The organism is Stenotrophomonas sp. NRRL B-14846 (genome assembly GCF_050473585.1).
Lineage (GTDB): Bacteria > Pseudomonadota > Gammaproteobacteria > Xanthomonadales > Xanthomonadaceae > Stenotrophomonas.
In genome coordinates this window covers 1510809-1522012 of record NZ_JBFLUN010000022.1, presented here as the reverse complement: position 1 = coordinate 1522012, position 11204 = coordinate 1510809, and the positions used below count along the sequence as shown (strand labels likewise).

At 65.3% G+C, this 11204-nt stretch carries 14 protein-coding genes; 9 read left to right on the top strand and 5 right to left on the bottom strand.

The features are described 5' to 3' along the window. Positions 1 to 197 precede the first annotated feature (197 nt). From AB1281_RS09250 to AB1281_RS09240, 3 genes are all read left to right on the top strand, one after another. The gene (locus AB1281_RS09250) at positions 198 to 1202 is read left to right on the top strand and encodes an extracellular catalytic domain type 1 short-chain-length polyhydroxyalkanoate depolymerase (protein WP_430345674.1); all 1005 of its coding nucleotides are present in this window, start codon (positions 198 to 200) and stop codon (positions 1200 to 1202) included. Positions 1203 to 1287: 85 nt separating this feature from the next. Further along, complete coding sequence (locus AB1281_RS09245) at positions 1288 to 1644, top strand: excalibur calcium-binding domain-containing protein (RefSeq protein WP_430345673.1); 357 nt, start codon at positions 1288 to 1290, stop codon at positions 1642 to 1644. A gap of 135 nt (positions 1645 to 1779) precedes the next feature. After that, positions 1780 to 2595 (top strand): S1 family peptidase, encoded by an 816-nt coding sequence (locus tag AB1281_RS09240; RefSeq protein WP_430345672.1) that lies wholly within the window; start codon positions 1780 to 1782, stop codon positions 2593 to 2595. An 80-nt stretch (positions 2596 to 2675) separates the two neighbouring features. Here the strand turns inward: AB1281_RS09240 and AB1281_RS09235 are convergent, their stop codons facing one another. Then, a complete protein-coding gene (locus AB1281_RS09235) occupies positions 2676 to 3488 on the bottom strand; it encodes an endonuclease (RefSeq protein WP_430345671.1) in 813 nt (270 codons plus the stop codon). A 123-nt stretch (positions 3489 to 3611) separates the two neighbouring features. Here AB1281_RS09235 and AB1281_RS09230 point away from each other — a divergent pair, with 123 nt between their 5' ends. After that, the gene (locus tag AB1281_RS09230) at positions 3612 to 4181 is read left to right on the top strand and encodes a hypothetical protein (protein WP_430345670.1); all 570 of its coding nucleotides are present in this window, start codon (positions 3612 to 3614) and stop codon (positions 4179 to 4181) included. Here the strand turns inward: AB1281_RS09230 and AB1281_RS09225 are convergent. From AB1281_RS09225 to msuE, 3 genes are read right to left on the bottom strand one after another with little or no spacing between them, the layout of a single operon-like run. Beyond that, entirely contained in the window at positions 4138 to 5172 is a 1035-nt protein-coding gene (locus tag AB1281_RS09225) for a methionine synthase (RefSeq protein WP_075678283.1), read from the bottom strand. The genes AB1281_RS09230 and AB1281_RS09225 overlap by 44 nt on opposite strands. 40 nt (positions 5173 to 5212) lie before the next feature. Beyond that, complete coding sequence (locus AB1281_RS09220) at positions 5213 to 6190, bottom strand: DUF1852 domain-containing protein (RefSeq protein WP_430345669.1); 978 nt, start codon at positions 6188 to 6190, stop codon at positions 5213 to 5215. A gap of 57 nt (positions 6191 to 6247) precedes the next feature. After that, positions 6248 to 6829 (bottom strand): FMN reductase, encoded by a 582-nt coding sequence (gene msuE, locus AB1281_RS09215; RefSeq protein ID WP_188484868.1) that lies wholly within the window; start codon positions 6827 to 6829, stop codon positions 6248 to 6250. Between the two features lie 176 nt (positions 6830 to 7005). On the opposite strand from msuE, the gene AB1281_RS09210 reads away from it, so the two are divergent. Further along, on the top strand, positions 7006 to 7920 hold the full coding sequence (locus tag AB1281_RS09210) for a LysR family transcriptional regulator (protein ID WP_430346986.1): 915 nt from the start codon (positions 7006 to 7008) through the stop codon (positions 7918 to 7920). Then, on the top strand, positions 7920 to 8789 hold the full coding sequence (locus AB1281_RS09205) for a methylenetetrahydrofolate reductase (protein WP_430345668.1): 870 nt from the start codon (positions 7920 to 7922) through the stop codon (positions 8787 to 8789). Before AB1281_RS09210 ends, AB1281_RS09205 begins: the two co-directional genes overlap by 1 nt. A gap of 30 nt (positions 8790 to 8819) precedes the next feature. On the opposite strand, the gene AB1281_RS09200 is transcribed toward AB1281_RS09205, so the two are convergent. Then, positions 8820 to 9098 carry a hypothetical protein gene (locus tag AB1281_RS09200; RefSeq protein WP_430345667.1) on the bottom strand — a complete coding sequence of 93 codons (279 nt, stop codon included), beginning with the start codon at positions 9096 to 9098 and terminating at the stop codon, positions 8820 to 8822. Positions 9099 to 9315: 217 nt separating this feature from the next. Between AB1281_RS09200 and AB1281_RS09195 the strand changes: the two genes are divergently transcribed. From AB1281_RS09195 to AB1281_RS09185, 3 genes are all read left to right on the top strand, one after another. Next, positions 9316 to 9843 carry a DUF6622 family protein gene (locus AB1281_RS09195; RefSeq protein ID WP_430345666.1) on the top strand — a complete coding sequence of 176 codons (528 nt, stop codon included), beginning with the start codon at positions 9316 to 9318 and terminating at the stop codon, positions 9841 to 9843. 130 nt (positions 9844 to 9973) lie between these two features. After that, entirely contained in the window at positions 9974 to 10501 is a 528-nt protein-coding gene (locus AB1281_RS09190; protein WP_188489706.1) for a hypothetical protein, read from the top strand. Further along, positions 10488 to 11066, top strand: coding sequence for a hypothetical protein (locus AB1281_RS09185; RefSeq protein WP_188489704.1), 579 nt, complete (start codon positions 10488 to 10490; stop codon positions 11064 to 11066). The genes AB1281_RS09190 and AB1281_RS09185 overlap by 14 nt, the downstream gene beginning before the upstream one ends. The last annotated feature ends 138 nt before the right edge of the window (positions 11067 to 11204 follow it).

Sequence of the window (11204 nt, the reverse complement as noted above, 5' to 3'; positions counted from 1 at the left end):
CGATCCTCCCCAGGGCATGTCCATTGCAGATGGCACGATGCCACCCCTGCAGCCAAGGCTAGCGGTGTCATCGGGCAGCGGCGAGTGGACCTAGGTCCAGTCGGCAGCCGCCGCCGGATGCGGATACTGGGCGCGCCCCCAGCCGGACGCGTTCCCCGGTACTCCTTCATCCACGACTCACCCATGAGGATCTGGTCATGAAATCCGGAATCGATTCGATCAAAGCGATGGCGCTGGTGCTGTGCACCTGGCTGGCAACGGCGGGCAGCGCGCTTGCAGCAGGCCCGGCAGGGCATTGGGACATCGGCCTGTACGGCAATCTGTTCGGCGCCCGCGAATACCAGGTCTGGGTGCCGGCCGGCTACGACGCGGCCCAGCCACTGCCGCTGCTGCTGGTGCTGCACGGCTGCGTGACCGGCCCGAACCTGATGGGCGAGGCGTCCGGCTTCAACGAGGTCGCCGACAGCGAGGGGTTCATCGTGGTGTACCCGCGCCAGAACGTTACCTCCAATCCTGCACGCTGCTGGAACTGGCAGCTGCCGATCAACCAGGCGCGCGACAGTGGCGAGCCATCACTGCTGGCCGGCATCGTGGACAAGGTGAAATCCGGCTACAGCATCGATCCGCACCGGGTCTATGTAACCGGCATTTCTGCCGGCGGCGCGATGACCTCGATCATGCTGGCCTGCTACTCGGATGTATTCGCTGCCGGCGCCATCCACTCCGGTGGCATGTACAAGGGCGCGACCACGATTTCCGGCAGCGCCTACGCACTGTTGGCCGGCAGCATCTACTCACCGGACAGCAACGGTCGGCTGGCCTGGCAGTGCTCGGGCTCGCCTTCGCCGCGCCCGTTGCCGGTGCTGGTGTTCCATGGCAGCGCCGACCTCACCGTCAACCCGGTGAACGGTGAGCAGGCCGTGCGCCAGTTCCTGCAGACCAACGACCTGGCTGACGATGGCCTGGACAACGACTCGGTGAAGTACGTGCCGACCAGCACCTATCACGGCCAGGTGCCGGGCGGACGTGCGTATACGGTGGACACCTACGCCTACGGTGGCAGGACGCTGGTGCAGCACTATGTCGTGCAGGGGATGGGGCATGCGTGGAGTGGCAGCCAGTCGGGCCTGCCGTTCACCGATCCGAAGGGGCCTGATGCCACGCTGATCACCTGGTTGTTCCTGAAGGATTACCAGCGCTGAGTGGCAGCCATTGCAGCGTCAAGGCTGGCGGTCGAGACACCATGCTAGCCTTCCCCCTGGCAGGATTGCCTGAAAGGGGGAAGGCATGGATACCCGACGCCGGGATTCCACTGTATTGGCTGCATCCGGGATGCTCGCACTGGCGCTGTCCGCCAATGCGCTCGCGCATCCGGGCGGGCTCGACAAGCAGGGTTGCCACACCAACCGGAAAACGGGTGACTATCACTGCCATCGAGGCGCCCCAGCCGCACCTCGCTACGTCGACACCCCGCGCAGCAGTTTCGCCCCCGCTCCCGCGCGCAGTTCCCGGGCATTTGCCAACTGCGCGGAGGCCCGCGCCGCCGGGGCTGCGCCGGTACGGCGTGGTGATCCGGGGTATGGCCCGCACCTCGATCGTGACAATGACGGCGTGGGCTGCGAACCCTATCGGGGCCGCAGGTAGGGCATGGCCCGGCCGGCTTCAACTCCCGTTCCCCCGCGTTCGTCGGTCATCGCCGGGGATTGGTCGCACGATCTCCCCGTATGGCAGGGCCATGCCCTAGGCTGTTGTGACTGAACTGCAGGGCCGAAGGCTTCCATGAACCGCTGGCTTTTCCTCGCACTTGCTGCGCTCCCGTTCGCCGCCGGCGCCGTGGTCATCCGCGATGATGTCGACGATGCCAGGTATCAGATCGATGCATCCGTCTTCCCGGCACTGGCGGACATGCCGGGCGAGGGGCACGGCGTCCTGATCGCGCCGCGCTGGGTGCTGACCGCAGCACATGCCGCACCGATGGAGGGCATGGGCGCCACCATCACCATCCATGGGAAGGGCTACGGCGTCGAGCGTGTTTTCCTGCACCCCGGCTACCGGAGGATGCCCGAGGCGCTGGGCAAGGAAGCGATGGCAACGGGGAGTGCGTCGAAAATCCACGCGTTTCTGGCGGCGTCAGATGACATTGCGCTGATCAGACTTGCCACACCGGTGAGCGACGTGCAGCCGGTGGCCCTCTATCGTGGCAGCGCCGAGGTCACCCAGATCGCCGCCTTGATCGGCAAGGGCGCCACCGGCAACGGTGCGACTGGACTGGCGCCGGGCGGGCCGCATCGTACGACGCTGCGGCGGGCCTACAACGCGATTACCGGTGGCAACACGCGCTATCTCTGGTACCGGTTCGATCCGCCGCCGCAGGGCCTGCCCCTTGAAGGCGTGCTCGGCAACGGCGACAGCGGCGGCCCGCTGGTGATCAAGAAAGGTGGGGCCTGGCAGCTGGTGGGCCTCGGCTCCTGGATCACCGCCGTTCCCGAGCATGCGCTGGAAGCGGGCTTCTATGGGCAGGTGGTCTACAACGTGCGCGTGTCCCGCTACCTCGATTGGATCGAAAGCGTGGTCGGCCGTGACGCGTCACACTAATAGCCCGTTTCGCAGCGGGTCGCGTAGCGGCAGCGCCGGTCGCTGGCCGGCAACGCGCCGCCCGGTACACTGCTGTTCCACTAGAGGCCGATGACCTTCACCGACTCGCCGAGCAGCGGCCTTGCAAGCACGCTGTAGCCATCACGATCGAACCCGGCCGCCGGGGCATCCAGGCGGCGCGCAGCGGCGATCGTCGGCGCCGAGCCCAGGTACGTCCAGTTGCGCACCACATGGATCTGCTTGAGGTCCTCCGAGCGCTCCACGATGCCGATCGCCCCCGGGTAGGGCCATGCGCGCTGGTGATAGCAGGCCAGGCCGGCCTGCAGGCGCTCATCATGCGCTGACGTCGATTCCATTCCGTTGCAGACCCCCGAGCAGCGCTTGAGCAGATGGCGGAAGCAGGGTGCCCCGGCACGTACCGATTCGACACCCAGCCGCCCGTAGCAGAGCCGGTGCTCATCAGCCAGTCGCTGCAGTGCGGCGATGGCAGCGTGGCGGCTGGGGAAGAGGCCGTAGGCCTGCAAAGGATCGGCCGCGTGGACGTCCTCGATACGAACGGCGTCGCCGCTCAGTACGATCGTGCACAACCGCTTGTTGCGGCGGAGCTTCTGGTTGAACAGCGGCTTGGCCTGCTTGATCAACCGCGCTTCCAGCAGCTGTGCCCCGATATCGCCCGCCGTGCGGATGCAGGAGAACGCGTCTGTCCTGCCGACAAGCCGTTGTTCGTCCGATGCCCGCAGGTGATCCAGTACCCGGCGCCGGATGTCCACGCTTTTGCCGATGTACAGTGCCGTGCCCGCCGCATCGTGGAAGGTATACACCCCCGGCAACCGGGGCAATGAGGCGGCCTTGGCCACGAGCGTGCTGCGAGAGACGTTGAGCGCGGAAGGCATGGGGCAACAGGGTAGCGCCTTGAAACAGAGTTCACCCGGCGGCTTCTTGAACGATTCATGGTCACCGGCCATAGCGTCGTTGCAATCTCATTCCCTGCGACGGCCGATCGTATGCTTCCGGCCATGCATTCCTCCTTTGATCTTCCCGCGTACATGACGGTCACCCGGCCCTCCGGCTGGGTGCAGAGCGGCGAGCGCTGGGACCTGTGGTGGAACGGGCGCTCGGTGGCCAACATCGTGCCGCATGCCGTGCTTGGCTTCCGGGTGTACCTGGACGCACGCAAGATGTCCCAGACCAAGGTGGTGGCCGCCACGAATGTGCGACAGGCCAGGCGCTACGCAGAACGCTGGTGTGCTGCACGGCTCTGCCCGCAGCTGCGGCTGCGCGAGGCAGTGGCGCGCCTGGTGGACGTAGCGCCGGAGGCGAGCGCTGCGCCGTCGCCGGCACTTTCGGCGGAGCAACGGCAGCAGGCCCGCCGCCTGGCCGAGGCCGGGGCGGGGGAGGTGGCACGGATCAAGCAGGCGCTGGCACCGCGACCGCCCGCGATGGAGGCCAGGCCGGAGCTGCAGGCGCGAGGTGGAGCCTGGTCGATACCCGGCCAGGCGCCGTCAAGCCGCCATTCGAACGGCAATGCCTCCCCTGCCGGGGTTATGCCGAGAGTTCCTCGCGCACGATCCTCGCCCCTTCGCTGAGCGCGCGCAGCTTGCCCCTGGCCACGTCGCGCGCCAGCGGCGCCATGCCGCAGTTGGTACTCGGGTAGAGCTTGTCGGCGTCCACGAACTGCAGCGCCTTGCGCAGGGTGCTGGCTACTTCATCGGCGGTCTCCACCGTGCTGGAGGCCACGTCGATGGCACCGACCATCACTTTCTTGCCGCGCACCAGCTCGATCAGGTCGATCGGCACGTGGGAGTTGTGGCATTCCAGCGAGATGATGTCGATGTTGGAGGCCTGCAGCTTCGGGAACGACTCCTCGTACTGGCGCCATTCCGACCCCAGCGTCTGCTTCCAGTCGGTGTTGGCCTTGATGCCGTAGCCGTAGCAGATGTGCACGGCGGTCTCGCACTTCAGTCCTTCGATCGCACGCTCCAGTGCGGCTACGCCCCAATCATTCACTTCGTCGAAGAATACGTTGAAGGCGGGCTCGTCGAACTGGATGATGTCCACGCCTGCAGCCTCCAGCTCCTTCGCTTCCTCGTTGAGGATCTTCGCGAATTCCCAGGCCAGCTTTTCGCGGCTCTTGTAGTGCGCGTCGTACAGCGTGTCGATCATCGTCATCGGGCCGGGCAGCGCCCACTTGATCGGCTGCGTGGTCTGGCGGCGCAGGAACTTCGCATCCTCGACGAACACCGGCCTGGGGCGACTCACGGCGCCGACCACGGTCGGCACGCTGGCATCGTAGCGGTTGCGGATGCGCACGGTTTCGCGCTTCTCGAAGTCGACGCCGCTGAGGTGCTCGATGAAGGTGGTGACGAAGTGCTGCCGGGTCTGCTCGCCGTCACTGACGATATCGATGCCGGCATGCTGCTGTTCCTGCAGGGACAGGCGCAGGGCGTCCTGCTTGCCCTCGATCAGGCCTTCGTCCTGCAGCTTCCAGGGTGACCAGAGCTTCTCGGGCTCTGCCAGCCAGGAGGGTTTGGGCAGGCTGCCTGCGGTGGAGGTGGGGAGCAGCGTCTTCGTCGGCATTGTGTGGTGTGTCCTGGGGGGCGAATGGAAAATCGATGGATCAGCGGGCGGCCCACTGCTCAAGCACGGCGCGGTACGGCTTGATGAAGTGTTCTTCGGTGAACCGGCCCTGCTTGACCGCCAGCTGGCTGCGCTCGTCGCGGTCGTAGACGATGCGGGTGGAAGAGTAGTCCTGGTGCTTCAGGCTGGGCTGGTAGACCTTGCCGGCCACGGAATTGGCGTTGTAGATCTCCGGGCGGTAGATCTTCTGGAAGGCTTCCATCGTGCTGATGGTGCCGATCAGTTCCAGGTTCGAGTAATCGCCCAGCAGGTCGCCCTGGAAGTAGAACGCCAGCGGCGCGACACTGCCCGGCGGCATGAAATAACGCACCTGCAGGCCCATCTTGTCGAAGTACTGGTCGGTGGGGGAGAACTCACCCTGGCGGTACTCCACGCCCAGGATCGGGTGATGGTTCTCGGTGCGGTGGTAGGTCTTGCTGCTGGAAACGCTGATGCAGATCACCGGCCCCTTGCTGAAGTTGGCGCGGTAGGCGTCCGAGCGCAGGAAGTGCTGGAACAGCTTGCCGTGCAGGTCGCCAAAACCTTCCGGAATGCCGAAGGTGGCCTTGCCCTCGTTGCTGGCCGGCAGCACCACGCTGAAGTCGTAGTCGCGCACGTAGGACGAGAAGTTGTTGCCAACGATGCCCTCGGTGCGAACGCCGGTCTGCGTGTCGACGATGGTCGGCCGCAGCACTTCGATCAACGGGAACGGATCGCTGCCGTCGTCGCCGTCGATGTGCATCTCCACCGAGATGATGTCCAGCTCGACCGCATAGCGGTCCGCGCTCGGGTTGTCCCAATGCGCCAGGTCGTTGAAGCGGTTGTTGATCATGCTGATCGTGTTGCGCAGGTTCTCCTGCCGCGATGCGCCACGGGCCAGGTTGGCGAAGTTGGTGGTGATGCGCGTGCCCTCGGCCGGCTGGTAATCCTCGTTGAAGGGGATGCGCGTGATGCTGAAGGTGAAGGTGTCGGTCGTCATGGGCGGCGTTCCGGTTTGCTGGGTGGCATCCGAATGCAGGGTGCTGGCATCCGGTATTCAGAGAGTTGCGGCGGTCTCGGCGATGGCGGGCGCAGCGCGATGGGACAGGGCAAGCAAGGGCATTGCCCGCTGCACGGCCAGTCGCGCACGTTGGATCAGTGCCTCGTTGTGCACGCGGCCCTCGGCGAAATCGCGATCGGTGGCGTACACGCCCAGGGGCAGGGTGCGGGCCTGGAAGAAGCTGAAGAGCGGCCGCAGCTGATGGTCGATCACCAGCGCGTGGCGCTCGCTGCCGCCGGTGGCGGCCAGCAGGATCGGGGTGTCGACCAGTGCATCCTGGTCGATGAAATCGAAGAAGTGCTTGAACAGGCCGGTGTAGGAGCCGCGGTAGACCGGCGTGGCCACCACCAGTACGTCTGCCTGTTCAACCGCAACCAGCTGCCGCTCGACCGGCTCGGGCAACTGCGAGCGCCACAGCGCACCGGCCAGCTGCGGTGCCAGTTCACCGAGTTCGATCAGCTGCTGCTCGCAATGGACGTCTTCGCCGATCAGGCCCAGCAGATGCTCGGCCAGGGTGGCGGCCCGGGAGGGGCGTTGCAGTCCACCGGAAACGGCGACGATACGGAGGGGGCGGGTCATCTGTTCGCTTTCAGCAGGGGAGGGGCTGCTTCGGCGCAATCTGCGGGGGCGCAGCCCTGCAGGCCGGCAGGGTCAGCAGGCTGGCAGGCAACCGAAGGCATGACCCGATCCTAGCCATGCCCTTCCATGACGTAAAATGGTATTACTTCACCAATCCATGAGTGAGATTCATCGTCATGCTGGAACGCATCCACCTCAGCATCGTGCAACAGGTCGAACAGCAGGGCTCGCTCACCGCGGCCGCCGGCGTGCTCAACCTGACCCAGTCGGCGCTCAGCCACAGCATGAAAAAGCTGGAGCAGCAGCTCGGCACCGATGTCTGGCTGCGCGAAGGTCGCAGCCTGCGGCTTACCCAGGCCGGGCAGTACCTGCTGGCGGTCGCCAACCGGGTGTTGCCGCAGCTGGACCTGGCCGAGGAGCGGCTGGGCCAGTTCGCGCAGGGCGAGCGCGGTGCGCTGCGCATCGGCATGGAGTGCCACCCGTGCTACCAGTGGTTGCTGAAGATCGTCTCGCCGTACCTGGCGGCGTGGCCGGACGTGGATGTGGACGTCAAGCAGAAGTTCCAGTTTGGTGGCATCGGCGCACTGTTCGGCTACGAGATCGACCTGCTGGTCACGCCCGATCCACTGCTGAAGCCGGGCCTTAAGTTCATCCCGGTGTTCGACTACGAGCAGGTGCTGGTGGTGGCCAGCAACCACGCCCTGGCCAAGGTGGACCACGTAAAGCCGCGCCAGCTCAGCCAGGAAGTGCTGATCAGCTATCCGGTGCCGTTCGAGCGCCTGGACATCTACAACCAGTTCCTGCTGCCGGCCGGCATCACGCCACGGCGCCACAAGGCCATTGAAACCACCGACATCATGATGCAGATGGTGGCCAGCGGCCGCGGTGTCGCCGCCATGCCGCGCTGGCTGGTGGAGGAGTACGCCGCGCGCATGGACGTGGTGCCCGTGCGCCTCGGCGCCAAGGGCATCCCCAAGCAGATCTACCTGGGCGCGCGCGAGGCCGATACCGGCATCGACTACCTGCAGGCCTTCATCGAACTGGCCCGTAACAGCTCGCCGCTGGCCGGCAATGTACGCGGGGCGCGTTGATGCCGGCCGGCACCTCATCGCAGGCGGAGGCCTTCATCAACGCCTTTTCGCTGGAGGTCAGCGCGAAGGCCATGCCGGCACTGCGTGCCGAGGCGGCCCGCATCCCGCGCGGCACGGTCATCTCCATTCCCTGGCTGGGCAGCGAGGACGACGATGCACGCCTGGCCGCCGCACGCACGGTGCGCGAGCTCGGCTTCGAGCCGATGCCGCATCTCTCTGCCCGCCGCATCGGCTCGCACGCAGCGCTTGAGCGCTTCCTGGAGCGCGCCACCAGCGAAGCCGGGGTCACCCGCTGCCTGCTGGTCGCGGGTGACCTGGCCACGCCCGCCGGGCCGTTTGCCGACAGCGCTTCGATCATCCAGACCGGTCTTCTGGAACACTTCGGGATCCAGGTCGTTGGTATCGGCGGGCACCCGGAAGGCCATCCGGTGATGAGCGCTGACGACCGCTGGCAGGTGCTTGGGCGTAAATGCCAGGCCATCGAAGCACGCGGCATGGCCCCCTTGATCGTCACCCAGTTCGCGTTCGATGCCGATACCGTGCTGGCCTGGCTGGATGCACTGCGCGCGCGTGGCATCACGGTTCCGGTACTGGTTGGCGTGCCGGGGCCGGCCAGCATCACGCGGCTGCTGCGCTACGCCGCGATGTGCGGCGTGGGCGCCAGTGCATCGATGCTGGCCAGGTATGGCATCTCGATCGGCCGGCTGCTCGGCACGGCGGGGCCGGAGGTGTTCGTCGATCGGCTGGTGAAAGGGCTGACGGACGCCCATGGCCCGGTCAGCCCGCATTTCTTCCCGTTCGGCGGTATCGCACCGTCGCTGGAGTGGATCGCGCAGTACCGGCAGCGCGTTTGCGGATCCGGCCGCTGATCCGTATCGATGGCTGTGCTGCCGGGCCTGTCAGCCCGGCAGTTCGCACTTCATCTTGCCGTCCACGTAGTACGGCTTGGGTACGTTCGGGTTCGGGCTGGTCTTCTCGAAGACCACCTCGAACGAGGCGGCATCGGGCGAGCCCTTGCGTTCGGCACACGCGTCCTGCAGCTTCTTCTTGACCGCGGTGATGCCAGCATCCCGGTTGGCGCCCTCGGCGCTGTTGGTCAGGTTCACGGTCTCGGCCAAGGCCAAAGGGCTCAGCGCAAGCAGGCCGCCGGTCAGCATCAGGGTATGCAGCTTCGTCATGGTTGGTACCTGGCAGGTCTCCAATGAGGCCCCCAGCATAGGGCCGGGCCGTTAACGGTGTGTGCCCGGCGGGGTGAGGGGAGGGCGCGCACAACGCCCCGTAATCCGCGATGGCTGACAGCTGTCACTGGCTGCAACCCGGGCGGAAGCGAATAGTGAGCGCCAAGGCGAGGGCACCTCGCCACCACTCAGCCACCACTCACCAAGGGGACCGCTCATGAACATGCTCCAGCAACTCGCCGCGCAGACGCCGATCTGGGTCTGGCTGCTCCTGGCCTTCCTGATCACCCGCGGCATCGCCGCCATGAAGCCGGGGGAGACCTCGCTGCAGAAGCTGGCGATCGTGCCCGCCCTGTTCGCCGTATGGGGTGCGTGGTCGATCAGCCATCGCTTCGGCATGTCGCCGAGCGCCTGGGGTGAATGGCTGGCCGGCATCGCCACGGGTGCCGCGCTGGGCTGGCTGCTGCTGAATCGGCTGAAGCTGACGCTGGACAGCAGCACCGGCAAGCTCTGGCGCAACGCGGACTTCAGCCTGCTGCCGCTGCTGCTGATCACCTTCCTGGTGAAGTACGGCTTCGAAGTCGCATTTGCGGTGTCGCCGTCGCTGACCGCCAATGCTGGCTTCAGTGCCGCCTACCTGCTGCTGGCGGGCGGATTCGCCGGCATCTTCGTCGGCAAGTATTGCCGGTACCTGGCCTCGCTGCGGATGGCTGCGGCAGGCAAGGGGCTGGAAACCGCAGGCTGATCGCCCGGGTAGTGCCGGCCGCTGGCCGGCTTCGCAAGTCACCGGGAGTCGAGTTCGGCGCTACCATCGCAGCGGCTGCACCTCCCGTGATCGCCCGGGATGGATGGAACCATCTGAACAGGAATCGGTAATGGAAGCGATATATCCGGTCGGCGTTGTAGGGGGAAAGCGGATCATCTGGTTTGCCTGGGTATCGGGTGACCATGATCGGGTGATGTCCAGTACTGGAAGGCCTGTCTGCGATAGCAGTAAAGAAGGGCTCGAGGGTCAGGTCGCCGCTCGCGGCCGGGTCCTGGACTGGGAAGGAGAATCCATCATTGACCTTGATTCGCTGGTCTCGTCTGTAGATTCAGGGAGGGAGGTTGACCCAGGGAAGGTCGTGGATGCATGGAATTTCATGACTGACCTCTTCAGGGTGATCGACAACGCCCCCAGGCAGCTGTTTCACGCCGAGTCGATGGATACCTATGACGCCTTTTTCTCGCAGTGCGAGGTCGCTCAATCACTTGGTCTGAGATCGATTTCCATTGCGAGGCGCGATCTGGATCGAGCGCTTGCTGTCCTGCGCGACGGAATGCGAATGGTGCTGGGCATCCAATTGAACATCGAAGGTCCTGCGCCCTTGCCAACCGTCAGGCGCATGCATGAGATCCATTGATCTGTGGACAATGAAACGGAGCGCCAGGAAGGCTGGCTTGCGGGCGATTGGGAACTTTCTGATTGCTTCGTACACGCCTGACGTGATCTCCGGGTTTGCCATCGATCCAGCGCCGTCCTCCATCTATGTATGGACCTTCGCACTTCCGGCCTATGACGACCTGCCATTCCTGCATATGTCTCTCGGCCAGAGGGTCGCTTGCCCGGAAGATCCAAAGGATTTTTTCCGCGGCACGCACGAGGCCCACCTCGCAATGCTCGAAGGGGTGAGAACAGCTGCGGACCTCCTGATGTATGTTGAAGAGGCCGGCTTCGGGGGCGATTACTGCCAATGGGTGAAGTACCTGTCCGTCATTCGCCTGGGCGATTTCCAGGCAGCAGACGCTGCGCTGAAGGATCTGCTTGCACTGCCGATGTCCAGTGCGATTCGTGGAAGACTGGACAGGATGCTGGAGGCAATCGGGAGAGGCGGCGAATCAGGTGCGCAGCGGCTTCTGGAAGAATGGTCCATGCGGACGGCCCGATTGATGGGTGGTCGTAGCGCTATTGGGGATCGCCTGCAGTAATGAAGGGCGCCGCAGGATCCATCGATTGCTTCTGCCCGCCCAGCTGATCAGCGCACGGGCTGCGCCGCTCGCACTCGCACCCAGCCCGTGCACGCACCGGGACGTGTGTATCGAAGCACTTGTTGGAACCGGCCTGGA

Excerpts from the sequence above, each read along its gene's own strand:
- AB1281_RS09250 (WP_430345674.1), top strand. The coding sequence starts at position 198 with ATGAAATCCGGAATCGATTCGATCAAAGCGATGGCGCTGGTGCTGTGC.
- AB1281_RS09245 (WP_430345673.1), top strand. The coding sequence starts at position 1,288 with ATGGATACCCGACGCCGGGATTCCACTGTATTGGCTGCATCCGGGATG.
- AB1281_RS09240 (WP_430345672.1), top strand. The coding sequence starts at position 1,780 with ATGAACCGCTGGCTTTTCCTCGCACTTGCTGCGCTCCCGTTCGCCGCC.
- AB1281_RS09235 (WP_430345671.1), bottom strand. The coding sequence starts at position 3,488 with ATGCCTTCCGCGCTCAACGTCTCTCGCAGCACGCTCGTGGCCAAGGCC.
- AB1281_RS09230 (WP_430345670.1), top strand. The coding sequence starts at position 3,612 with ATGCATTCCTCCTTTGATCTTCCCGCGTACATGACGGTCACCCGGCCC.
- AB1281_RS09225 (WP_075678283.1), bottom strand. The coding sequence starts at position 5,172 with ATGCCGACGAAGACGCTGCTCCCCACCTCCACCGCAGGCAGCCTGCCC.
- AB1281_RS09220 (WP_430345669.1), bottom strand. The coding sequence starts at position 6,190 with ATGACGACCGACACCTTCACCTTCAGCATCACGCGCATCCCCTTCAAC.
- msuE (WP_188484868.1), bottom strand. The coding sequence starts at position 6,829 with ATGACCCGCCCCCTCCGTATCGTCGCCGTTTCCGGTGGACTGCAACGC.
- AB1281_RS09210 (WP_430346986.1), top strand. The coding sequence starts at position 7,006 with ATGCTGGAACGCATCCACCTCAGCATCGTGCAACAGGTCGAACAGCAG.
- AB1281_RS09205 (WP_430345668.1), top strand. The coding sequence starts at position 7,920 with ATGCCGGCCGGCACCTCATCGCAGGCGGAGGCCTTCATCAACGCCTTT.
- AB1281_RS09200 (WP_430345667.1), bottom strand. The coding sequence starts at position 9,098 with ATGACGAAGCTGCATACCCTGATGCTGACCGGCGGCCTGCTTGCGCTG.
- AB1281_RS09195 (WP_430345666.1), top strand. The coding sequence starts at position 9,316 with ATGAACATGCTCCAGCAACTCGCCGCGCAGACGCCGATCTGGGTCTGG.
- AB1281_RS09190 (WP_188489706.1), top strand. The coding sequence starts at position 9,974 with ATGGAAGCGATATATCCGGTCGGCGTTGTAGGGGGAAAGCGGATCATC.
- AB1281_RS09185 (WP_188489704.1), top strand. The coding sequence starts at position 10,488 with ATGAGATCCATTGATCTGTGGACAATGAAACGGAGCGCCAGGAAGGCT.